Here is a 21,343-nt window from a genome sequence, read left to right on the forward strand (position 1 = left end):
ATCCCGGACACCGAGCCGAACCTGGAGCGTCCCCCGTGGTCAAAGCCTTCGTCCTCATCGTCGTCGACCCCGCAAAGACCGTCGAAGTCTACGAAAAACTCCGCACCGTCGAAGGCATCTCCGAGGTCTACCAGGTCATGGGCCCCTACGACATCGTCGCCGTCGTCCAAGTCTCGTCCCTCACCGAAGTCCCCACCGTCATCTCACGCCACATCCGCGCCATCGAAGGCATCGAAAGCACCACCACCTGCGTCACCTTCCCAGAATCCAACAACGCCTGAGACCTCACGGACAAGACGCCAGCGCCTCCCTCACCAGCGCGAACAACCCCTCCGCATCCACCCGCGTCGCCAGCCGGCAGTTCCCCACCGGCCCGACTCCCGGCTCCTCGCTCTCCCAGCGTCGCCGGTCCACCACCGTCATCCCGCGCGTCCACTCGCCCCGCGTCTCCACCTCCACCTGCCCGAAGCGGAACTCGAACAGCTCCGGAGCCGCCAGCACCGCCACCGCACACGGATCGTGCAGCGGGACCGTCGGCGAACCCGTCAACCCCTCCGACGCCGCACGATAAAACTCCAGCAAATCAGCGATAACGCCAGCCGTCCGCGTCCCCACCCCCCGGAACCCCGCGATCGTCTCCCTCCCCACCGCCGCCTGCCGGGTCAGGTCCAGCCCGCACATCGTCAGCTTCGCCCCCGAGGTGAACACAATGTGCGCCGCCTCCGGGTCCGCCCAAACATTGAACTCCGCCGCCGCCGAAACGTTACCCCACGTCGCCGAGCCGCCCATGATGCTCAACCTTGCCACGCTCCGCGCAAAACGCGGCTCCTGCCGCATAGCCAAGGCAACGTTCGTCAGCGGCCCCGTCGCAATCACCACCGTCCCCGGGTTCGACATCACCGTATCGATCAGGAACTCCACCCCATTGCGCGGAATCACAGCCCGCTGCGACCGGGGCAGATCCGCTCCGTCGAGGCCCGTCGCGCCGTGCACTCGCTGCCCCACCCCAGGCAGCGAGCCCATCAGCGGCCCAGCCGCTCCTCGCGCCACCGGAATGTCCGGCCGCCCTATCAAGTCCAGCACTCGCAGCGCATTGTCCGTGACCCGCCACAGCGGCGCGTTCCCTCCCACCGTCGTCACGCCCAACAGATCGAAATGCTTCGCCGCCAGAACGATCGCCACCGCATCGTCATGGCCAGGATCGCAGTCGATAATCGCCTTCATTCGCGCCATACCTGCCCTCCAACGAATCCATCCGTCAGCTCAAAAAATAGGCCCCGTTTCCGGCGCCCCCTCGTCCTCCAAGCCCAGCAGCCACTCCGCCCCCAATAGGCCGCCACCGCGCAGCAGCCGTCGCCGCATCCCACGCAGCGCAGCCTCGTCCGCACCGCCCAACGCCCGCCGCACCAGGTCGAAGAGCGTCCGCGCCGTCACCAGCCCGAACCGATAATTCTCGCAGGCCCGCACCAGCGGCTCGCTCACCTCCGGCTCCCGCTGATCCGGGTCACGCTCACGAAAACCGTTCGCCACAACCAGCCCCCGCGGAGCCGGCCTCCCCGCCAGCAGCTCCGCCTCGATCCGACGCTGGAGCCGGATGTACGGCCACTCCACCACCTGGCCCGCCACACTCTCCAGCTCCACGAACGCCAACTCATCGTCCGAACGGACAGCCAACGGCTCGCCCGGGCCCGAAACCACCGCAAAACCCAGCTCCTGCAACGCCGCCTCCACCGCATCGCGGAAGCCAGCGCCATCACGCCAGAGCAGCTCACGGTGCCGCGCCAGCGCATCGTGCCGCTCGCGCACCGCAGCCAAATGCTCCGCCGCCGCCGTCGCAGCTGCCTCCGCCTCCTCCAATTCCGCCTCCGCCTGCTCCAGACCCGGGACCGCCACCCCCCGCACCCAGAACGGCGGCTCCTCCGGAACCGCCAGCCCACGCAGCTGCCGACACGCATCGACGAACGCCTGCGCCAGCTGCGTCCGCTGCGCCCCGAACGATTCCACGATCACCGGCACGAAAACCACCCGCCCGCCAGACACATCGAACTCCACCGCGATCGGCACCCCCGAGCCCCCCAGCGCGACCACCCGCCCGTTCCGGCGAAACTCCGGCTGCCGATCGTCGAACCACGCACGCCACGCTACCTCCTTGCGATACTCCCGCAACAGCGCGGCAAACGGATGATGCTCGTCAGCGATCCGCACCGTCTTCCCCTCGCCCGCGCGCAACCACGGCGGCGACCACCCCAACCCAGGCGGCGCCGGCAGCCAGTGGTACCGATCGCAACCCTCGAACCCCACCACCCCTGCCTGGAACGCCTCCGGCCGCGCCAAAACCACCACCAACCCCCCAGCCTCCAGCAGCCGTTGCGTCTCCTCCAGCCGCCGCCGAAGCTGCTCCCCCAACCCTGCCACCGTCGCCGACCCCGGCACGTTCAACACCGGCCGACCGTCGAACGCCTCGAACTCCTTCTCACCCGCGAGCAGCTCCCGCACCGTACGGTCCACACCCACCGGATCGACCACCAGCGCGTCGTAATCGTTATAGTTCGGCGCCGTCACCGGGTTGTAATTGTCGACCGACACATTCGGCAGCGGAAACGAAACACTCAGAATTCGCATCAGCCCTCCCCCTTCAGCAGCGGCGCCAACCGGTCACGCAACGCCGGCGCCAACTCCGGCCGCCGCATCGCCGCGGCCACGTTCGCCACGATATATCCCAACGGCCGCCCCGTGTCGTACCGCCGCCCCTCGAACCGCAGCGCCGACACCGGCTCCCCAGCCCCAATCTGCCGCGCGATAGCGTCCGTAATCTGCCGTTCCCCATTCCGCCCCGGCGGCGTCTCGTCGATGTACCGCAGGATGCTCCCCGAAAACACATACCGCCCCACGATACCCAGCCGCGAAGGCGCCTCCTCCAGCCGCGGCTTCTCCACCACACGTCGAAGCCGCATCGGATTCCCATCCTCCATCGGGTCGACGATGCCATACTGCGGCACATCCACATCCGCCACCTCCTCCACCGCGATCACCGTCCCGCCCCTCGCCTCGAACGTCTCAACCAGCTGAGCCGTACACGCCCGCCCGCCCAGAATCACATCGTCCGGAAACAGCAGCGCGAACGGCCGCCCCTCGATGAACTCCCGTGCACACGCCACCGCGTGGGCAATCCCCAGCTGCCTCGGCTGATACACCGCATGGAACTCCGCCTTCGCCGCGATCGCCGCCAGCGAATCCGCCAACTCCTGATTGCCCGTCTCCCGCAGCGCCGTCTCCACCCGCGCACCAGCCCGGAAATGCTCCAGGATCGCCTCCTTCCCCTCAGCGATCACGAACACGATGCGCTCGATGCCCGCCTCCAACGCCTCGTCCACGCAATACTCGATCAACGGCCGATCGACAACCGGCAGCATCTCCTTCGGCACCGCCTTCGTCGCTGGCAACATCCGCGTGCCCAGCCCCGCCGCCAAAATCACCGCCGTCGTCACCCGTTCCTTCATCCACGCCCGATCCTAGGCCCGAGCACCCTTACCGGATATACAGAACACGCCACCCTTGCTAGCATGAGAACCTGTTCGAAACTCTCACGGGGAGCAGTTTGAGGAGACGACCTAAGGTACCACCACGGCCGGCACCGCCGGAGCCCCGGATCAACGAACGCATCCGCGTTCCGGAAGTCCGCTTGATCGACGAAGAGGGCCGCCAAATCGGCATCGTCAAAACGTCCGAGGCCCTCGCCATGGCCCGCCAACGCGACGTCGACCTCGTCGAAGTCGCCGCCCAGGCCAACCCACCCGTCGCGCGGCTCATGGACTTCGGCCGGTTCAAATACGAACAATCGAAGAAAGAGCGCGAGGCCCGCAAACACCAAGTCAACGTCCAGCTTCGCGAAGTCCGCATGAAGCCGAAAATCGACGACCACGATATCGACTTCAAAACGCGGACAGCCGCCAAGCTTCTCAAAGAGGGCGACAAGGTCAAAATCACGGTCATGTTCCGCGGGCGCGAAATCACCCACCCGCAGATCGGCAAAGCCCTCATCGACCGGGTGATCAAGTCCCTCGAACACATCGCCACCGTCGAAAAAGAGGCCGCCCTCGAAGGCCGCCACATGACCGCCATCCTCGCGCCCGACAAAAGGAAACTCGCCGCCCTCGCCAAAGCCGCCTCCGCTCCGTCGAGCGCCGGAGCCCCGGCCAAGGCCGACGAGGAAGACGAAGAAGTCGCAAAAGCCGCCGCCGCTGCCCCCGTAGTCGGCGACGACCTCCCCGACGAAGACGACGACGAAGACGCCGACGAGGAGTAACCCAGCATGCCAAAGCTCAAAACGCACAAAGGCGCCGCATCCCGCTTCCGCGTAACCGGTAGCGGCAAGATCATGCGGATGTACGGCAGCCGCAATAACTTCCGCCGCAAAAAGCGGAAGCCCGTCAACGTCCTCTATAGCCGCACCGTCGAACTCGCAAAATCCCATACCGGGCTCGTCCGCCGGCTCCTCGCCGGCCAAGACTGAGCCCCGAGAGGAGCCACCCCATGAGCCGCGTCAAACGGGGCGTCACCGCCCATCGCCGCCACAAAAAAGTCCTCGCCCTCACCAAAGGCCACTCCGGCCAGCGCCACCGCCTCTTCCGCCGCGCCAACGAGAGCATGCTCCATGCCCTCCGCTACAGCTACGAAAACCGGCGCGACCGCAAAGGCGACTTCCGAGAACTCTGGATCGTGCGCATCAACGCTGCAGCCCGCCTCAACGGCCTCACCTACAGCCGCCTCATCGCGGGCCTCAAGCGCGCCGGCATCGAGCTCGACCGCAAAATGCTCGCCGACCTCGCCGTCACCCGCCCCGACGCATTCGCCAAGCTCGCCGAGCAGGCCCGCGCCGCGCTCGCCAGCTAATCCACCCAGCGCCCACCACACCACCGACCGCGTCGGGATGGCACCGCCATCCCGACGCCCCGTTTCAGGCCCCTACGCACCCGACCAGGTCAACTTCGGAACCCGGCTCGAACCGAACGCATACACCGCCACACCGAGCCCCCCCAGCACCGCAAAATCCACCCCATACCCCAAGAACCCCTCCGAACTCGTCGCGTACGTCGCCAGCTGCAGAGCATCCACCGCGTACGTCAGCGGATTCACATACACCAGAACCTTCATCCAGGCCGGCAGCCCCTCCGTCGGGAAAAACGCCCCCGAAAAAAACAACAGCGGGAACAGCGCCAAGTTCATGATCAAATGGAAGCCCTGCATCGATTGCACCCGCGTCGCCAGCGCCTGCGCCAGGCCCGTCAGCATCGAATTCAGCAGAACGACCGTCAGCAACGCCAGCGCCAGCCCGCCCGCTACCCCGTGCTGCCAACCGAAATCCACGAACGGCGCCGCAACCCCGAGCACGATCGCCGCCTGCACCGCACCGATCACCAGCGCAGCCAGCGACTTCCCCAGCATCACCGCCCGCGCTGGATGCGGACTCGAAAGCAGCAGCCGCAGAAAGCCGCTGTCACGGTCCCGGTAGTACGACGCCGACGAAAACGTCGACGAAAAGACCGAAGTCATCACCACCGTCCCAGCCACCAGGTAGGCCGTAAAGTTCCCCGCCGGGAGGCGCGAAGGCTCCAGCCCCTCCGAAACCCCATTCCCAAGGAACACCAAAAACAACAGCGGCGTCAGCATCGACGAATACAGCTGCGACCGCGCGCGCACCACCGCCCGCAAGTCCCGCGCCGCAATCGCGGCCACCGCCCGAACCGTACTCGCCTCGCTCATCCCGCACCCTCCACGCGACGCTTCACGAACCGGAAGTACGCATCCTCCAGCGAAGCCTCCACAATCCGCAGGCCGGCGATCGCATCGCCCGCCACCGCAAAAAGCCGCGGCACCAGCCCCGCCGCGTCGTCCGTCGTTACCCAGAGCTCCCCGTCCACCAGCGACACGAGATCCCTTCCCACTGCCTCGGCGATCACCTCCGCCGCCGCCTCCCGGCCCGCAGCGAGCTCCACCCGCACCGTTTGGCGCCGCAGATTCCGCTTCAGCTCACCCGGCGTGCCCTCCGCCACCACCCGTCCCGCCTGCACGAACGCCACCCGGTCGCAGACCGCCTCTGCCTCGTGCAAATCGTTCGTCGCCACCACCACCGTCGCCGCCCCACGCGTCTCCCCAACCGTCTCCCAAAGGAGCCTCCGCTCCTCCGGGTCGACCCCCGTCGTCGGCTCGTCCAACAACAACAAGTCCGGCCCGTGGAGCAGCGCCCGCGCCGCTTCCAGCCGCCTCCGCATCCCACCCGAAAGCGTACCGATCGGATCCCCAGCGCGCTCCGCCAGCCCGAACCGTCCCAGCAACACCGCCACGCGCTCCCGCGCCTCCGCCCTACCCACGCCGAACAGCCGCGCCGCGAACAGCAAATATTCCGTCGGCGACATCAGCGGATCCGAAGCATTCTCCTGGAACACCGTGCCAATGCGCCCCCGGAGCCGCAACGTCGGCGTCTCGCCCAAAATCGTCAGCGAACCTTCCGGTGGCCGCTCCGCCCCAGCCACCATCGCCAGAAACGTGCTCTTCCCACTTCCATTCGGCCCCAGAATGCCGAAAATGCACCCACTCGGCACCTCCAGCGAAAACCCGTCCAACGCGACCCGCTCACCATAACGCCGCCGTACCTCGTGCGCGACGATAGCACTGCTCACGAACGCAGTCTCACACCTCCCCCCGCCACGATCGAGTGCCACGCCGAACCCAGAAATCCCATCCGAATGCCAGGCACGGCCTCAAGCCGGTGCCGCGAGCATCGCCACCAGCTGCTGCATCACCAACAACGCCAGAATCGCCATCATCGGCGAAAGATCGATCATGCCCGCCCGCGGCATCACCCGCCGGAACGGGTCGATAATCGGCTCCGTCACGCGGAACAGCAGCTGATACAGTGGGCTCGACTGATCCACCGGAAGCCAGCTCAGCAACGCCCGCGCGATGATCGCCCAGGTCAGAATGTTGAGCCAAGTGAACGTCAGCTGGGCAACGTACGGATTGATGGCTCGCCCCCCTGCGTCGCTCCTTCCAGCTTAGCAGATCGGCCGACCGAAGCCCCGTCTTCACTGCGCAGCCGCACGCTCCACCACCGCAATCATCACATACAACAGGATGATCACCACCATCCCCGAAAAATCGATCATCCCCGTCCGCGGCAACACCCTCCGCACCGGATCCAGCAACGGCTCCGTCACACGGTAGAGCAGGCGAGCCACCTCGTTGTCCTGGCTCACCGGAAACCAGCTCAGGAGCGACCGTAAGAACACCGCCACAATCAGCAACCAGAGAAACAGCGTGAACAGCTGCGCAACCGAATCGTTCATGCCCCACCGCCCAGCTCGACAGCACGGGCGAACGCCGCCCGGACAGCCTCGATCACCGACGCCCGCAGCGCACCCCGCTCGAGCTCCAACAGCCCCGCAGCAGTCGTCCCCGCCGGCGAAGTCACCATCGCCCGAAGTTCCGCCGCACCCTTCCCACTCTCCTGCGCATACTGCGCCGAACCCAGAACCGTCTGGACCACCAGCTCCTCCGCCTGCGCCCGCGCCAACCCTACCGCCACCGCACCCTCGATCAGCGCCTCCATGAACAGAAACACATACGCCGGCCCGCTGCCGCTCACCGCTGTCGCCATGTCGACCTTCCGTTCATCGTCCACATAGAGCTCCCTGCCCACCGCCCCCAGCAGCTGGCGCGCCACACTGCGCTGCTCCACCGTCACCCCCGGCGCCGCCGTCCACACCGTCATTCCCGCGCGAATCGCCGCCGGCGTGTTCGGCATCGCCCGCACAACGAACGGATGGTCGAACGCCTGCTGGATGGTCGCGATCCGCACCCCCGCCATGATCGACACGATCAGCGCACCAGGCCGCACCCGACCCTTCACCGTCGCCAGCTCCTGCGGCTTCACCGCCAACACCACCAGCCCCGCCGAACCCATCGGTTCGAAATCACCCGTCACCTCCACCCCGTACGCCGCACGCAGCTGCGTCCGGCGCGCGTCCAGCTTCTCGATCACCGTCACGTCGCTCGCATCGAAAACGCCACGATCCAACGCACCGGCCAGCAGCGCCTCCCCCATCACCCCGCCACCGACGATCGCCGCCTTCATCGCCGCCCCCCGAAAATCGCCCGGCCAACGCGCACCATACTGGCCCCTTCCTCGATAGCCACCTCGAAATCGTCCGTCATGCCCATCGAAAGCTCGCGCAGCCCATGATCCCGCGCCAGCGCCGCCAACCTTCGAAACACCGGTCGTACCTCCTCCGGATCGGCCACACGGGGCGCCACCGTCATCAAACCCACCAGCTCGACCCCCACCAATCCGCGCGCACGCGCAACCGCAGCCGGCAGCTCGCTCGGAGCTAGGCCGAACTTCGTCGGCTCTCCAGCCACGTTCACTTCCAGCAACACCCGAACCGGGCGACCTGGCGCCCAGCGGTCGAGCACATCGAGGAGACGGACCGAATCGATACCGTGGAGTATAGCAAAGGCCCCGACCGCCGCCCGTGCCTTGTTCGATTGCAAATGCCCGACCAAATGCCAGGTCGGCGCCGAAAGCCCGCGCACCGCCGCCAGCTCGGCAACCGCCGCCTGCTTTCCCAGCGCCTCCTGGACCCGGTTCTCGCCGAAATCCGTCACCCCCGCAGCCAGCGCCTCCACCACCGCCTCCGGCCCGAACGTCTTGCTCGCCGCAATCAACCGCACCTCGGCCGGGTCCCGCCCCACCCTCGCGCACGCCCGCCCCACCCGCTCCCGCACGGCCGCCACCCGGGCCGCGATCTCCCCGCTGCCCAACACACTCATGGCAGATCCGGAGGGTGCCGAGCCTCCCAGATTCCTCGCACCACCACCGCGGCCACCAGAGCACCGAGGAGGGCCAGCCCGAGCCATACCGCCGTCAGGAACGCCCAGAGGAGCACGACGAATCCGATGACCGCACCGAACAGCAGCCCCAGCGGCAGCGCCAGCGCCTTGAACACCACCCAAATGATGATCGCCGTCTCTTTCCACGAGCCCGGCGGCGGCTCGTCCTGCGGCTGATTCGGCCCGTAGTAAAAGCCCATGCCCCGATTGTCGGCTGGCGAGCCCATCCCTGTCGAACCGCCCGGGTACCACGCCGGGGACCGAAACCCCCGGCGTGGTACCCAGCACCGCAGCGTCAGCTCAGCCGCACTTGTTGTAGAAACAGTTGTGGCAGACGAGGCACCCCTCCGCGTAGTACAGCACCGCCCCACACTCCGGGCAGCCCACCCCGCTCGCCACCGCATCGCTGTGCAGCTTCGCCGCCACGCTCGGACCCGTGCTCTCCACAACCAGGTCCGGCGGGATCAGCGCCGGCTGAGCCGCCGCCCTCGAGCCGCCGAACTTCAGCTCCAGCCAACGGAACACATAGTCCACGATGCTCGTCGCGATCGGAATCTCCTTGTTGCTCGTCGGGCCACTCGGTTCGAAGCGCGTGTTCTTCAGCTTCGAAGCCAACTCCGTGAGCGGCACCCCGTACTGCAGCGCATAGCTCGTCAGCATCGCCACCGTATCCATCAGCCCCGAAACCGTCGAACCCTGCTTCGAAACGTTGATGAACACCTCACCAGGCGTCCCGTCCTCGAACAGGCCGACCGTCATGTAACCCTCCTGCTCCCCCACCCGGAACTTGTGCGTAATCGCCTGCCGCTCGTCCGGCAGCCGACGACGCACCGGCCCCACCGCCTGCGCCACGATCGCCTGGGCAGCCTCCACCGCCTTCTCCGCGTCCGACTTCTCGGCGTGCTTCAGCACCTGGAACTCCCGCGAACCATCCCGGTAGATCGTGATCCCCTTGCAGCCCGTCCGATACGCCAGCTCGTAGGAAACGCGCACATCGTCCACCGTCGCCGAATTCGGGAAATTGATCGTCTTCGAGACCGCGTTGTCCGTGAACTCCTGAAACGCCGCCTGCATCCGCACGTGCCACTCCGGCGCAATCTCGTGCGCCGTCACGAACACATCCTTCACCCACTGCGGCACCTCCGGCCGCTCCGACAGATGCCCACCGTGCGCGAGAAAATCCATCAGATCCTCACTGTAGAACCCCTCCTGCCGCGCCACCGCCTCGAACTGCTCGTTCACCTCCCGCAGCTCCACCCGCTTCGTCGGGTCATCCTTGTCCAAGTAGTGCGACCGAACGAACGCCAGCGCGAACACCGGCTCTATCCCACCCGAACAATTCGCGATGATGCTCAGCGTCCCCGTCGGCGCAATCGTCGTCCGAGTCGAATTCCGCATCGGCCGCGGCCCCTCCGGTCCCTTCGGCCCATAGATCGAATCCGCCCAGTCCGGGAAATTGCCCCGCACACGCGCCAACTGCTCGCTCGCAGCATCCGCCTCCTTCTGGATGAACGACATCACCTCGCGCGCCAGCCGTAGCGCCTCCTCCGAGTTGTACGGAATGCGCAGGTCGATCAACATGTCCGCCCAGCCCATCACCCCAAGCCCGATTCGCCGAATCGCGTGCGATGTCTCCGCAATCTCCGGAATCGGGTACTGGTTCATCTCGATCACATTGTCCAGTAGGTGCACCGACCGCCAGACCGTCTTCCGGAGCCGCTCGTAGTCCACCTGCTTCGCCCCCGGCGTACCCACCGTGAAGTGCTTCAAATTGATCGAGCCCAGATTGCACGAATCGTGCGGGTAGAGCGGCTGCTCCCCACACGGGTTCGTCGATTCGATCGGCCCCCGCTTCGGGACCGGGTTCGCCCGCCCCGCATTGATCCGGTCGATGAAAATCACCCCCGGATCCCCGTTCTTCCACGCGTTCCGGACCATCTTCTCCCACACCTCCCGCGCATCGCGCCGCCCGACCGCCTCACCCGTCTGCGGGTCGATGATGTCGTACGACGTCCCCGCCTCCAGCGCCTTCATGAACGGCTCCGTCACCGCGACGCTGATGTTGAAATTCGTCAGCGTCACCATGTCCGCCTTCATCTCGATGAACTCGTCGATGTCCGGGTGATCCACACGCAAAATACCCATGTTCGCCCCCCGCCGCGTCCCGCCCTGTTTGATCGCCTCGGTCGCCGCATCGAACACCTTCATGAACGAAACCGGCCCACTCGCCACCCCCATCGTCGTCTTCACCTTGGCGTTCGCCGGCCGCAGCCGCGAAAACGCAAACCCGGTGCCGCCGCCCGACTTGTGGATGATCGCCGTTTGCTTGATCGCCTCGAAAATCCCCTCGATCGAGTCCGGCACCGGCAACACGAAGCACGCAGAAAGCTGCTGCAGCTCCCGCCCAGCATTCACCAGCGTCGGCGAATTCGGCAGAAAGTCCAACGACGCCATCAACCGATAGAACGACTCCTCGGCCGCAGCCCGATCCTGCTCCGTGCCGCCCAACCGCAGCTCCGCCTCCGCCAGATTGCGCGCCACCCGGCGAAACACCTCGTCCGGCGTCTCCACCGCGTCGCCCAGCTCGTTCCGCTTCGCGATCCGACGCTCGATCACCACCTTCGCGTTCGGCGAAAGCTCGGCCGGCTCGAATTCACCCCCCAGACCTGTCCATTCGTGCGTCGTGGTGACCATCTGCTTCCTCCAAATGCTCCGGTCGCGGGTGACCGGGAGTATACGAACAAACGTTCTTCTTGCCTAGGGCGCCCAGCCCCCCGCCGACGCCCGAACGACAGCCTCGTCGTTCCGCCGGAGAACGAGCTCCCCAAGCCGCGTCCGCCCCACCGCCAGACCCCTCCCCGTACCGTCCAGCTCCTGCCCAGCGAATCGCTCCAGCAACGCTTCCATCGCCGCCTCGGCGCCGACCCGCTCGACCAGGTCCACCAGCTCCTGCGGTCGCATCTGCCGCATCACCAGCAAATACGCCCTCTCCGAAAGCAGGAGACCAGCCACATCCGCGTCGCCATCCGGCGTCGTTCGGATCGGCCCAAGGCCCAGGTTGGCATGCACTTCCCAAATCTTCATGGCGCTACCGTGACGATTCCGCCAGCGCGCTCGGCGCCTCGCGCGCCGCCCGCGCCACCCGAAGCTCGGTCGGCTCGGGATCCGGCAACGCCAGCTGCAAGGTCCGCTCCTCGAACGTGGGCACGTGCCCCTGCTCGAGCTGCTCGACCGCCTCCTTCAACGACTCGATATCGGCGAACGACCGGTACACCGACGCGAATCGGATGTAGGCGATCTGGTCCAACTTCCGGAGCGCATCCATCGCAAGTTCTCCCACTACCTGCGATGGAACCTCCGGTCGACCGTCGCTCATCACCCTCGCCTCGATGTCCGTCACGATCGCTTCCAACTGCCCCACCGAGACATTCCGCTTCGCGCAGGCCGCCCGGAGCCCGCGGAGCAGCTTCTCCCGCGAAAACTCCTCCCGCCGCCCATCGCGCTTCACGATTTGCACCGTCGTCACCTGCACCTGCTCCACCGTCGTGAACCGCTCCCCACAGCGAATGCACTGCCGCCGTCGACGGATACCGTCATCCGTCGACCGGCTGTCCGTCACCCGAGAATCACGATAGTGGCAGTACGGGCAGCGCACGAAAAACTCCTCAACGGTATGGGCGCCTTCGCAATTCCCTTGCGACAACGCATCGGGCACGCGGGATAGTGCCCCAAAATCTAGTACGGTGTCAACCCCAGACCACAAAATCTTGTGATCGCCCCGCAGTCACGCCCCTGGATAGCGCCCCGCCGAGCGCCCCCCGCCAGCCCAGAAATCGCAACCAGGCGTGTCCGTCCACGGGTGCAACACCCCGCTCCCCGGGTGCAGGCACGTCCCCCTCCCCAGCTCGCCGTCCTCCACGAACTCCCGGCAGCGCCCACACGTCCGCACCGAGAGCGACTCCACCACCGAGAGCCCCAACTCCCCCGTCGTCCCACCACGCCCGTCCGTCAGGTCCAATGCCGCCGGCCAGGCCCCATCCACCCCGTCTCCATCCCGCTCGCGGCCCCCGTCCCACCAATCCAGTCCACCGCGGCGGCGCTGGCGGCGCTCCACCTTCCGTGCACGCTTCCTACCCATCACCCCCACCCTACCGCATCGAGCACCGCCCGGCGACCCGCCCCCGTCCACCCGCGCCGCGCGCCGGCCGACCCGGCGGGGCCCCAGCGAAAGGCCCTACGCGGCTGGCCGCCTTCTCCGGTCGACCGGCACCGGGACACTCACCCGTCGCCGCTCCCAGACGAACCGCTCCGAGGTCCCCTTCAGCTCCCGGGCGAGCGCCTGCATCAGCTTCGCCGTCTCCTCCAGCCGGTGCGCGTGAGCCGTCAACTCCTCCGTCGAAGCCGCAACCTGCTCCGCTGCCGCCGAATTCTCCTCGCTCGTCGCCGCCACCTGCAGCACCGCGCCCCGAAGCGACGCCGCCGCGCGGGCCGTCTCCGCAGCCCGCCCGGCGTTCTGCTCCGCCGCCTCGGCGATCGACGAAACCGCACCCACGATCCGCTCCGCACCAGCCCGCAACCCCCCGATCTCCCGCGCGATGCCCTGAATGTGCTCCGTCGAACCCCGCACCGCGTCGATGATCGCCCGCAGCGAATCCCCCGCCCGCGCAGAGACCGTCCGCCCCTCCTCCGCCTCCGCTACCCCAGCGTTCATCGCTGCCACCGCCTGCTTCGTCCCCTCCTGCACCCGGGCCACCAACGCCGCGATCTCCTTCGTCGCCGCCGACGACCGTTCAGCCAGCGCCCGCACATTGTCCGCCACCACCGCGAACCCACGCCCCTGCTCGCCGGCCCGCGCCGCCTCGATCGCCGCGTTCAAGGCCAGGAGATTCGTCTGTCCCGCAATCTCGTCGATGGTTCGCACAATATCGCCGATCTGCTCCCCGAACGTTCCCAGCTCGCCCACCGTGCGCGCCGTCGATTCCACCGATGCCGCCAGCCCGTCGATCGCCCGAATCGCCCGTTGCACCGCCTCGTAGCCCTCCGTCGCTACCTGCTGGCTGTGGGCCGCCTCCACCGCCACACTGCCCGCCCGGGCCGCCATCTCCGTCACCCGCGTCCCGATCTCCTCCGCCTCGCGGCAGGCCTCCCGCGCCGATTCCGCGTTCCGCTGCGCCGTCTCCACCATCATCTCGAGCACCTCGGTCAGCTCGTTCGAATGCCGGTCCGCACCTGCCGCCAGCTCCGCCAGGTGCACCGAGGCCGAGCCAACCTCCCCCGTCGCCGACGCAATCTCTCCCGCCGCCGAGCGCACCATCTCCGACGCCCGGTCGACCTCCTCCGCCGAAGCCACCACCTGCCTCGTTCCCTCCAAGACCTTCCCCACCACCTCGCGGAGGTTGTCCACCATCCCCTGCATCGCACCACCGAGGACGTCGTCCTCCGAAACCCGTGGTACCGGCGTCGTCAGATCCCCCGCAGCGATACGCTGCGCAACCTCGCTCAGGCGTCGCAACTGGCGCGCCGCCTCCGTGAACGAATCCGCGAGCTCGGCGAATTCACCAATCCCTCCGCGCGGAACATCCGCCGGAAGGATACCCACCGCCAGCTCTCGCGCCGCTCGGACAACCGGCGCCGAACCTGCCCGAATTTGCCTCCACAGCCACACCCCCGCAGCCACCGCGCCGACACTCGCGACACACGCTAGCCCGGCGAGAAAGCGCGCCTGCCCCGGCCTCCCTGCGTCCGAAAGAAACCCGAAAGCCAGCACCCCCATCGCCACGATGAGCGCCACCGTCCCGAGGCACGCCCCGAGAAGCAGGTTCGCCACCGAAATCCGCGTCAACAGCCTGCGATCGCTGCCAGACAACATGCGCGACTCCCGAGCGAGCTTCCGCCTCAGTCTCGGGAATTCGCGCCAGCCACTGAATCGGGATACCCCCGCAGGCCCCCTCCTCGCCCCCCGTAGGGAGACGCCCCGTCAGCCGGCCGCTTCCGACATATCCACCTTCACCGTGGCCCGGCGGTCCATGAACTTCGCCTTCAGATAATCTCGGTTCATCTTCGCGATGAACTCGATGCTAATCCCCTTCGGACAAACCGCCTCGCACTCCGCGAAGTTCGTGCAGCTTCCGAAATACTCCTCCATCGTGTCGACCATCGCCACCGTACGGCTCCACCGCTCCGGCTGACCCTGCGGCAGCAGATTCAGGTGCGCAATCTTCGCCGCCGTGAACAACTGAGCCGCACCGTTCGGGCAGGCTGCCACGCACGCCCCACAGCCAATGCACGCCGCCGCATCGAACGCCCGGTCCGCCACTGGCTTCGGAATCGGAATGCTGTTCGCGTCCGGCGCGGCGCCCGTCGGCGCCGTAATGTAGCCGCCCGCCTGAATGATCTTGTCGAATGCCGACCGATCGACGACCAAATCCTTGATCACCGGGAAAGCCGTCGCTCGCCACGGCTCCACCACGATCGTGTCGCCGTCCTTGAAGTTCCGCATGTGCAGCTGACACGTCGTCGTCAGCTTCTTCGGGCCGTGCGGCACTCCATTGATCACCATCCCACACGAACCGCAAATACCCTCGCGGCAGTCGTGGTCGAACGCAATCGGCTCCTTGTTCTCCGCGATCAGCCGCTCGTTCACCACGTCCAACATCTCGAGGAACGACATATCCTCGTTGATCCCCTTCGCCTCGTACACCTCGAAGCGACCAGGATCGTTCGGCCCCGACTGGCGCCACACCTTCAGGGTCAGGTTCAGCGTGCTCATTTGTAGCTCCTCTGCGTCGGGTGCACGTACTCGAACACGAGCTCTTCCTTGTGCAGCTTCGCGTCCTTACCAGGGCCGCAATACTCCCACGCCGCCACATAGGCAAAATGCTCGTCGTCGCGTTTCGCCTCGCCATCCGGCGTCTGGTACTCCTCGCGGAAGTGCCCGCCGCACGATTCCTCACGATGAAGCGCGTCCTGGCACATCAGCTCCGCCAGCTCGAAAAAGTCCGCCACCCGCCCCGCCTTCTCCAGCGACTGGTTCAGCGTCTCCCCCTCACCGAGCACCTTCACATCCTGCCAGAACTCCTCCCGCAGCTCGGCGACCCGCTGCCGCGCATACTTCAGCCCCTCGGCGTTCCGCGACATCCCGCAGTAGTCCCACATCACCTTCCCCAGCTCCCGGTGGAACGAATCCACCGAGCGGTGCCCCTTGATGCTCAACAGCCGTTGGACTCGCTCCCGAACCCCCTCCTCCGCCTCCTCGAAGGCCGGCGAATCTGTCGACGGCACCGGCGTGTTCAAGAGCTGCGCAAGGTCCCCCGCGATCGTCGTCGGCAAAATGAAATACCCGTCGGCCAGGCCCTGCATCAGCGCCGAAGCGCCCAACCGGTTCGCACCGTGGTCGCTGAAGTTCGCCTCCCCCAACACGAACAACCCCGGCACATTCGACATCAGGTTGTAGTCCACCCAGAGACCGCCCATCGTGTAGTGCACCGCAGGGTAAATCCGCATCGGCACCTCGTACGGATTCTCCCCAGCGATGTTCTCGTACATATCGAACAGGTTGCCGTACCGCTGCTCGATCACCCCACGGCCCAGCCGTTCGATCGCCGTCTTGAAGTCCAAATAGACCCCGTTCTTCAGCGGCCCTACCCCATAGCCAGCGTCCACCATCCGCTTCGCCGCCCGCGAAGCCACATCCCGCGGCACCAGATTCCCGAACGACGGGTACATCCGCTCCAGGTAGTAGTCCCGCTCCTCCTCCGGAATCTGATTCGGCGGCCGATTGTCATCCTTGTTCTTCGGCACCCAGATCCGCCCATCGTTCCGAAGCGACTCGCTCATCAGCGTCAGCTTCGATTGGTACTCCCCGCTCACCGGAATGCACGTCGGATGAATCTGCGTAAAACACGGATTCGCGAAGAACGCGCCCTTCTTGTGCGCCCGCCAGGCCGCCGTCACATTGCTCCCCTTCGCGTTCGTCGAAAGGTAGAACACGTTCCCGTACCCACCCGTGGCGAGCACCACCGCGTGCCCCGCATGCCGCTGAATCTCCCCCGTCACCAAGTCACGCGTAACGATCCCGACAGCCCGGCCATTCTCCACCACCAAGTCCAACATCTCCGTCCGCGGGAACATCCTCACCGTGCCCGCATCGATCTGCCGGCAGAGCGCCTGATACGCCCCCAACAGCAGCTGCTGCCCCGTCTGCCCCCGCGCATAGAACGTCCGCGCCACCTGTGCCCCGCCGAACGAGCGGTTATCCAGCAGCCCACCGTACTCCCGCGCGAACGGCACCCCCTGCGCCACGCACTGGTCGATAATCTGAACGCTGATCTCCGCCAAGCGATAGACGTTCGCCTCGCGCGACCGGTAGTCGCCGCCCTTGATCGTGTCATAGAAGAGGCGGAAGACAGAGTCGCCGTCGTTCTTGTAGTTCTTCGCAGCATTGATCCCGCCCTGCGCCGCGATCGAGTGCGCCCGCCGAGGACTGTCCTGAAAACAGAAGACCTTCACGTTGTAGCCCATCTCCCCCAGCGTCGCCGCCGCCGAAGCGCCGGCCAACCCCGTCCCCACCACGATGATCTCGAACTTCCGCCGGTTCTGCGGCGCAACCAGCTTCGTCTCGAACTTCGCGTTGCTCCACTTCTCCGAGATATGTCCCGCGGGAATCTTCGCGTCCAGCATGGTTCCCCCCTTACTCCACGATGCCCGTCAACACCGCGATCGGGAACGACACATTGCCGACCACGATCACGGTCGCGAACGCCACAGCGAACCACCGCCGCCAATGGTTGAATCGCGGATGCGACCACCCCAGCGACTGGAACAAGCTCCACGCCCCGTGGTAGATGTGCATCCCCAGCAGCAGGTTCGCCACGATGTATACCCCCGCCACCGGCCAGCGCGAGAGGCTCGCCACCACATTCTGGTACGGCTCACCGCGCGTGAATTCCGCCCCACCGACTCCCCACGTCAAATCCATCAGGTGATAGATCACGAAGAGGCCGACGATCACGCCGCTCCAGCGCATCGTCCGCGCCGCATAATTCGCCGCCACATAATCCCGCCCGCCCTGGTACTTCGTCCTCCGCGCCTGCCGATTCATCACCGTCAGCGAATACGCCGCGTGAATGTGAAGCGCGAACGCCAGAATCAGCACACTCCGAACGATCCAGAGCAGCCCAGTCCGCGGGAGCACCGGCTCGCCGATCTCGCGCAGATACTCGCCGTACCAGTTCATCTTCTCCGCACCCTCGTACAGGTGCAGATTCCCCAGCATGTGCACCAGGACGAAGCCCAGCAGCACAACGCCCGTCACCGCCATCACGGCCTTCTTGCCGATCGCCGAACCATAAAAATCGAGAATCCACGCACGCGGCCTCACACGCCGCTGTCGCAACGGCTGCACGCCGCGCGCCCGAGTACCTGAGAGCATGCCCCCCTCCTTGGACAACGCTCGCCCGGCTCAGGCTGGTCTCCCGGGCGAACGGCCCTGCCCGGCGATTCCCCGCACCGTCACGCCTGCTGCAGTTCCTCGCGAATCCTACGACCCCATCCGCCGCCCGTTCAATCAGCCGTCATACATCCCAGCTATAGAACCTTCCCACACCTATCGATTCATTGATTCGACGATTCGCGCCCAGCGAAGCACCCCGATGATCGACTTCGCATCGCAAATCTCCCCCCGCTCCACCGCCGCCAGCGCCTCCCCCAGCGTCATCCGCTCCAGCTCGATGTCCTCGTCCTCGTCGCCAGCCAACCGCGATTCCCGCAGCCCCGAACAGGCGAACAAATGGATGTACTCGCTCGTATACCCAGGCGCCACGAAAAACCCTCCCAGCCGCTCCACCCGCCCCGGCACATACCCCACCTCCTCCTGGAGCTCGCGAGCCACAGCCGCCTCCGGCGCCTCGTCCCGCTCCAGCGTCCCCGCCGGCAACTCCAGGAGTCGCCGACCCGCAGCGTGCCGATACTGCCGCACCAAAAGCAACGAGCCATCGTCCAACACCGGCACCATACAGACCGCCCCCGGATGCCGGATCGTCTCCCGCAGCGCAGTGACGCCACCCTCCAGCTCGATCGTCGCCAGCTCCACATCGAACAGCCGGCCCCGATACACCGTCTCCGCCGAAACCAGCCGCGGGCTCCCCATCCAACCGATTCTCCGCCCGCGCGCCCCAAAGGTCGACCGCCAGCGCCCCGTCTCCAAAGCGAGGCGGCCCCGCTGCCGGGGCCGCCTCGCATCCCACCATCGCCGCCGTCAATCCAGATAGTCGCGGAGCTTCTTGCTGCGGCTCGGGTGCCGCAACTTCCGGAGCGCCTTCGCCTCGATCTGCCGGATCCGCTCCCGTGTCACCCCGAACTCACGGCCGACCTCCTCCAGCGTGCGGCTCCGGCCATCCTCCAGCCCGAACCGCAGCTGCAGCACCCGCCGCTCCCGCGCCGTCAGGCTCGCCAACACATCCTCCACCTGCTCGCGCAACAACTGCTGGCTCGCCGCCTCAGCCGGCGCCAAAGCGCTCGGGTCCTCCAGGAAGTCGCCCAGGTGGCTATCCTCCTCCTCCCCGATCGGCGTCTCCAGCGAAACCGGCTCCTGAGAAACCTTCTGGATCTCCCGGATCCGCTCCGGCGTGAAGAGCGCCGCATCGCCCTTCCCCGACTCGCTCATCCCCCGCGCGATCTCCTCGCTCGTCGGTTCCCGCCCATACTCCTGCACGAGGCGGCGGCTCACCCGCACCAGCTTGTTGATCGTCTCCACCATGTGCACCGGGATCCGGATCGTCCGCGCCTGATCGGCAATCGCCCGCGTAATCGCCTGCCGAATCCACCACGTCGCGTACGTCGAAAACTTGAACCCCTTCCGGTAATCGAACTTCTCCACCGCCCGGATGAGGCCGATATTCCCCTCCTGGATCAGATCCAGGAGCGACATCCCCCGGCCGATGTACTTCTTCGCCACCGACACCACCAGGCGAAGGTTCGCCTCCGTCAGCCGCCGCTGCGCCTTCTGGCCGTTCCGCTTGATCGTGTCGAAGTGATACCGAAGCCTCTCCTCCAGCGGGGCCAGCTTCTCGACCAGATCGTCGGCCGGCGGCACCAACTGATCCTCCCCGCCAGCCTCTTCCGCCATCTCCCGCATCAGCTCCGGCGTCAGCACCGCCGTCACGATCGACAACTGCACGATACGCCGGTGCGCATCCTCGTCCGCAATCTTCAGCTTCTTCGCCACATGCGCCTTGAAGTCCGGGTCGATCTCGCCGTCCACCAGCCCGCGGAACTGCGGATCCCCGATCACCTCGCTGTAGCTCAGATTCTTCAGCTTGCGGCCTTGCGGGTCCCGCCACCTCCGCACCACCCCGGGCTCCCCCTCGCCACCCGGCTTCACGAACTTGTCGAACTCGTCGACGAACCGCTTCGCCTCCTTGTACACCGGCAGCAGAGCGGCCCACTGCTCCAGAAGCCGGACCGCAACCCGGCTCGCCGAAGGCGGATGCCCATAATTCTGGACGTACTCCTTCTCGATCTCCTCGATGTGCAGCCCGTGCTCCATCTGGCGGGCCAAATGCTTCTCGTCGTCCGCCGTCAGGAGGTACACCTTGCCGATCTCGCGCAGATACATCCGAACCGGGTCGTCGATCCCCTCCGACTCCTCGGTCAACAGCGCGATGCTCGCGTCCTCATCCTCCTCCTCGATAGGGCTCTCCTCGTCCGTTTCCGCAACGAGCCCGGCAAGGTCCGCATCGGCGGCCTCGTCCTCCTCGTACGCCTTCAAACGGCTCAGCACACCATCGAGGACCGAATCCTCGCTCGCAGTCGTAGAATCGGCCAGGACATCGTCAGCCATCTTCAGCTACAGCTTCCTCTCTCCCTCATGGGGATCCTGAACTCGCGCAGGGCACACTGCGCCTTTTCCATCGTAGCAACCACACCAGAAAAGAAAAAGACCCCGCCCCAGGCCTCGCATCGCGAGTGGAGAGGGGATGCAAACCGCGTGATGCACCGATTCGAGCCTCGCCGCCCACGGCGCGGCAGCCCGCGACCCGTGCCGAACCTCGCTCAGCGGTGGGTCGCTCCCCGGACACCTGGTATCGGCAAGCTCGCGTAATCGGTCGAACCACCCTCCCCACACTCGGCCGATCGCTACTCCCCCAGCCCACCGCCGGCTATACTCCCATTCGACAACCGAAGAGGGCCGCCCCGCGGCCCGCTCATCGGCGATGACCGGGAAGAGTAGCCCGCCAGCCCCCCAGAGAGCCGCGCCACCGGCTGAAAGCGCAGCACCCGGCAGGCGAACACCACCCGCGAGCCCGCACCGAAGCGCCCCACCGCGATAAGGTCGCGCGGTTGGCCCCGTTACCGGCCCCCAACGAGTCCGTGCCTCCGCGCGGAAAAGCCGGGTGGAACCACGAGCGCGCCGCTCGTCCCGGTATCGCGGCGCGCACCCTTACCGCCCGGGGGA

Annotated in this window: 24 protein-coding genes; 4 read left to right on the top strand and 20 right to left on the bottom strand. The window is 66.5% G+C overall.

Annotated elements, in window-relative coordinates:
• Positions 1–35 precede the first annotated feature (35 nt).
• Positions 36–281: an Lrp/AsnC family transcriptional regulator gene (locus tag VAE53_RS04850; protein ID WP_322818241.1), complete on the top strand. Its 246-nt coding sequence runs from the start codon at positions 36–38 to the stop codon at positions 279–281.
• Between the two features lie 4 nt (positions 282–285).
• On the opposite strand, the gene VAE53_RS04855 is transcribed toward VAE53_RS04850, so the two are convergent.
• The 3 genes from VAE53_RS04855 to VAE53_RS04865 are packed head-to-tail and all read right to left on the bottom strand — an operon-like array spanning position 286 to position 3,500.
• Entirely contained in the window at positions 286–1,233 is a 948-nt protein-coding gene (locus VAE53_RS04855) for a nucleoside hydrolase (protein WP_322818242.1), read from the bottom strand.
• 30 nt (positions 1,234–1,263) lie between these two features.
• On the bottom strand, positions 1,264–2,622 hold the full coding sequence (locus tag VAE53_RS04860) for a hypothetical protein (protein WP_322818243.1): 1,359 nt from the start codon (positions 2,620–2,622) through the stop codon (positions 1,264–1,266).
• Positions 2,622–3,500, bottom strand: coding sequence for a UTP--glucose-1-phosphate uridylyltransferase (locus tag VAE53_RS04865; RefSeq protein ID WP_322818244.1), 879 nt, complete (start codon positions 3,498–3,500; stop codon positions 2,622–2,624). Before VAE53_RS04865 ends, VAE53_RS04860 begins: the two co-directional genes overlap by 1 nt.
• Before the next feature lie 98 nt (positions 3,501–3,598).
• Here VAE53_RS04865 and infC point away from each other — a divergent pair, with 98 nt between their 5' ends.
• The 3 genes from infC to rplT are packed head-to-tail and all read left to right on the top strand — an operon-like array spanning position 3,599 to position 4,893.
• Positions 3,599–4,306 (top strand): translation initiation factor IF-3, encoded by a 708-nt coding sequence (gene infC / locus VAE53_RS04870; RefSeq protein ID WP_322818245.1) that lies wholly within the window; start codon positions 3,599–3,601, stop codon positions 4,304–4,306.
• A 6-nt stretch (positions 4,307–4,312) separates the two neighbouring features.
• Positions 4,313–4,513, top strand: a complete 201-nt coding sequence (locus VAE53_RS04875) for a bL35 family ribosomal protein (protein ID WP_322818246.1) — start codon at positions 4,313–4,315, stop codon at positions 4,511–4,513.
• 20 nt (positions 4,514–4,533) lie between these two features.
• Positions 4,534–4,893, top strand: coding sequence for a 50S ribosomal protein L20 (rplT, locus tag VAE53_RS04880; RefSeq protein WP_322818247.1), 360 nt, complete (start codon positions 4,534–4,536; stop codon positions 4,891–4,893).
• A 72-nt stretch (positions 4,894–4,965) separates the two neighbouring features.
• Here the strand turns inward: rplT and VAE53_RS04885 are convergent, their stop codons facing one another.
• The 17 genes from VAE53_RS04885 to rpoD all read right to left on the bottom strand — a co-directional run bounded on the left by VAE53_RS04885 (position 4,966) and on the right by rpoD (position 20,728).
• Positions 4,966–5,763, bottom strand: a complete 798-nt coding sequence (locus tag VAE53_RS04885; protein WP_322818248.1) for an ABC transporter permease — start codon at positions 5,761–5,763, stop codon at positions 4,966–4,968.
• Positions 5,760–6,680 (bottom strand): ABC transporter ATP-binding protein, encoded by a 921-nt coding sequence (locus VAE53_RS04890; protein ID WP_322818249.1) that lies wholly within the window; start codon positions 6,678–6,680, stop codon positions 5,760–5,762. Before VAE53_RS04890 ends, VAE53_RS04885 begins: the two co-directional genes overlap by 4 nt.
• A gap of 81 nt (positions 6,681–6,761) precedes the next feature.
• Entirely contained in the window at positions 6,762–7,025 is a 264-nt protein-coding gene (locus tag VAE53_RS04895; RefSeq protein ID WP_322818317.1) for a YggT family protein, read from the bottom strand.
• 60 nt (positions 7,026–7,085) lie between these two features.
• Positions 7,086–7,346 carry a YggT family protein gene (locus VAE53_RS04900; protein ID WP_322818250.1) on the bottom strand — a complete coding sequence of 87 codons (261 nt, stop codon included), beginning with the start codon at positions 7,344–7,346 and terminating at the stop codon, positions 7,086–7,088.
• Complete coding sequence (gene proC / locus VAE53_RS04905) at positions 7,343–8,134, bottom strand: pyrroline-5-carboxylate reductase (RefSeq protein WP_322818251.1); 792 nt, start codon at positions 8,132–8,134, stop codon at positions 7,343–7,345. The genes VAE53_RS04900 and proC overlap by 4 nt, the downstream gene beginning before the upstream one ends.
• Positions 8,131–8,829, bottom strand: coding sequence for a YggS family pyridoxal phosphate-dependent enzyme (locus tag VAE53_RS04910; protein ID WP_322818252.1), 699 nt, complete (start codon positions 8,827–8,829; stop codon positions 8,131–8,133). Before VAE53_RS04910 ends, proC begins: the two co-directional genes overlap by 4 nt.
• Positions 8,826–9,089, bottom strand: a complete 264-nt coding sequence (locus tag VAE53_RS04915; protein WP_322818253.1) for a hypothetical protein — start codon at positions 9,087–9,089, stop codon at positions 8,826–8,828. The genes VAE53_RS04910 and VAE53_RS04915 overlap by 4 nt, the downstream gene beginning before the upstream one ends.
• 100 nt (positions 9,090–9,189) lie before the next feature.
• Positions 9,190–11,583 carry a vitamin B12-dependent ribonucleotide reductase gene (locus VAE53_RS04920; RefSeq protein ID WP_322818254.1) on the bottom strand — a complete coding sequence of 798 codons (2,394 nt, stop codon included), beginning with the start codon at positions 11,581–11,583 and terminating at the stop codon, positions 9,190–9,192.
• Between the two features lie 63 nt (positions 11,584–11,646).
• A complete protein-coding gene (locus VAE53_RS04925) occupies positions 11,647–11,973 on the bottom strand; it encodes a hypothetical protein (RefSeq protein WP_322818255.1) in 327 nt (108 codons plus the stop codon).
• A gap of 4 nt (positions 11,974–11,977) precedes the next feature.
• On the bottom strand, positions 11,978–12,544 hold the full coding sequence (gene nrdR, locus VAE53_RS04930) for a transcriptional regulator NrdR (RefSeq protein ID WP_322818256.1): 567 nt from the start codon (positions 12,542–12,544) through the stop codon (positions 11,978–11,980).
• 129 nt (positions 12,545–12,673) lie between these two features.
• A complete protein-coding gene (locus tag VAE53_RS04935; protein ID WP_322818257.1) occupies positions 12,674–13,027 on the bottom strand; it encodes a hypothetical protein in 354 nt (117 codons plus the stop codon).
• Between the two features lie 96 nt (positions 13,028–13,123).
• The gene (locus VAE53_RS04940; protein ID WP_322818258.1) at positions 13,124–14,758 is read right to left on the bottom strand and encodes a HAMP domain-containing methyl-accepting chemotaxis protein; all 1,635 of its coding nucleotides are present in this window, start codon (positions 14,756–14,758) and stop codon (positions 13,124–13,126) included.
• Positions 14,759–14,866: 108 nt separating this feature from the next.
• The gene (locus VAE53_RS04945; RefSeq protein WP_369294029.1) at positions 14,867–15,649 is read right to left on the bottom strand and encodes a succinate dehydrogenase/fumarate reductase iron-sulfur subunit; all 783 of its coding nucleotides are present in this window, start codon (positions 15,647–15,649) and stop codon (positions 14,867–14,869) included.
• A gap of 5 nt (positions 15,650–15,654) precedes the next feature.
• Positions 15,655–17,568, bottom strand: a complete 1,914-nt coding sequence (locus VAE53_RS04950; RefSeq protein WP_322818260.1) for a fumarate reductase/succinate dehydrogenase flavoprotein subunit — start codon at positions 17,566–17,568, stop codon at positions 15,655–15,657.
• A gap of 10 nt (positions 17,569–17,578) precedes the next feature.
• Positions 17,579–18,319 carry a succinate dehydrogenase cytochrome b subunit gene (locus VAE53_RS04955; protein ID WP_322818261.1) on the bottom strand — a complete coding sequence of 247 codons (741 nt, stop codon included), beginning with the start codon at positions 18,317–18,319 and terminating at the stop codon, positions 17,579–17,581.
• A gap of 174 nt (positions 18,320–18,493) precedes the next feature.
• Positions 18,494–19,036, bottom strand: coding sequence for an NUDIX hydrolase (locus VAE53_RS04960; RefSeq protein ID WP_322818262.1), 543 nt, complete (start codon positions 19,034–19,036; stop codon positions 18,494–18,496).
• Between the two features lie 108 nt (positions 19,037–19,144).
• Positions 19,145–20,728 carry an RNA polymerase sigma factor RpoD gene (gene rpoD, locus VAE53_RS04965; protein ID WP_322818263.1) on the bottom strand — a complete coding sequence of 528 codons (1,584 nt, stop codon included), beginning with the start codon at positions 20,726–20,728 and terminating at the stop codon, positions 19,145–19,147.
• Between the last annotated feature and the right edge of the window lie 615 nt (positions 20,729–21,343).

Origin of the sequence: Tepidiforma sp. (genome assembly GCF_034432735.1) — a bacterium.
Lineage (GTDB): Bacteria > Chloroflexota > Dehalococcoidia > Tepidiformales > Tepidiformaceae > Tepidiforma.

Bases quoted from the DNA above. Each gene is read 5' to 3' on its own strand.
- rpoD (WP_322818263.1), bottom strand. From the start codon at position 20,728: ATGGCTGACGATGTCCTGGCCGATTCTACGACTGCGAGCGAGGATTCG.
- VAE53_RS04955 (WP_322818261.1), bottom strand. From the start codon at position 18,319: ATGCTCTCAGGTACTCGGGCGCGCGGCGTGCAGCCGTTGCGACAGCGG.
- VAE53_RS04915 (WP_322818253.1), bottom strand. From the start codon at position 9,089: ATGGGCTTTTACTACGGGCCGAATCAGCCGCAGGACGAGCCGCCGCCG.
- VAE53_RS04900 (WP_322818250.1), bottom strand. From the start codon at position 7,346: ATGAACGATTCGGTTGCGCAGCTGTTCACGCTGTTTCTCTGGTTGCTG.
- proC (WP_322818251.1), bottom strand. From the start codon at position 8,134: ATGAAGGCGGCGATCGTCGGTGGCGGGGTGATGGGGGAGGCGCTGCTG.
- VAE53_RS04855 (WP_322818242.1), bottom strand. From the start codon at position 1,233: ATGGCGCGAATGAAGGCGATTATCGACTGCGATCCTGGCCATGACGAT.
- VAE53_RS04940 (WP_322818258.1), bottom strand. From the start codon at position 14,758: ATGTTGTCTGGCAGCGATCGCAGGCTGTTGACGCGGATTTCGGTGGCG.
- VAE53_RS04885 (WP_322818248.1), bottom strand. From the start codon at position 5,763: ATGAGCGAGGCGAGTACGGTTCGGGCGGTGGCCGCGATTGCGGCGCGG.
- VAE53_RS04860 (WP_322818243.1), bottom strand. From the start codon at position 2,622: ATGCGAATTCTGAGTGTTTCGTTTCCGCTGCCGAATGTGTCGGTCGAC.
- VAE53_RS04925 (WP_322818255.1), bottom strand. From the start codon at position 11,973: ATGAAGATTTGGGAAGTGCATGCCAACCTGGGCCTTGGGCCGATCCGA.
- VAE53_RS04920 (WP_322818254.1), bottom strand. From the start codon at position 11,583: ATGGTCACCACGACGCACGAATGGACAGGTCTGGGGGGTGAATTCGAG.
- VAE53_RS04865 (WP_322818244.1), bottom strand. From the start codon at position 3,500: ATGAAGGAACGGGTGACGACGGCGGTGATTTTGGCGGCGGGGCTGGGC.
- VAE53_RS04910 (WP_322818252.1), bottom strand. From the start codon at position 8,829: ATGAGTGTGTTGGGCAGCGGGGAGATCGCGGCCCGGGTGGCGGCCGTG.
- rplT (WP_322818247.1), top strand. From the start codon at position 4,534: ATGAGCCGCGTCAAACGGGGCGTCACCGCCCATCGCCGCCACAAAAAA.
- VAE53_RS04950 (WP_322818260.1), bottom strand. From the start codon at position 17,568: ATGCTGGACGCGAAGATTCCCGCGGGACATATCTCGGAGAAGTGGAGC.
- VAE53_RS04875 (WP_322818246.1), top strand. From the start codon at position 4,313: ATGCCAAAGCTCAAAACGCACAAAGGCGCCGCATCCCGCTTCCGCGTA.
- VAE53_RS04960 (WP_322818262.1), bottom strand. From the start codon at position 19,036: ATGGGGAGCCCGCGGCTGGTTTCGGCGGAGACGGTGTATCGGGGCCGG.
- VAE53_RS04935 (WP_322818257.1), bottom strand. From the start codon at position 13,027: ATGGGTAGGAAGCGTGCACGGAAGGTGGAGCGCCGCCAGCGCCGCCGC.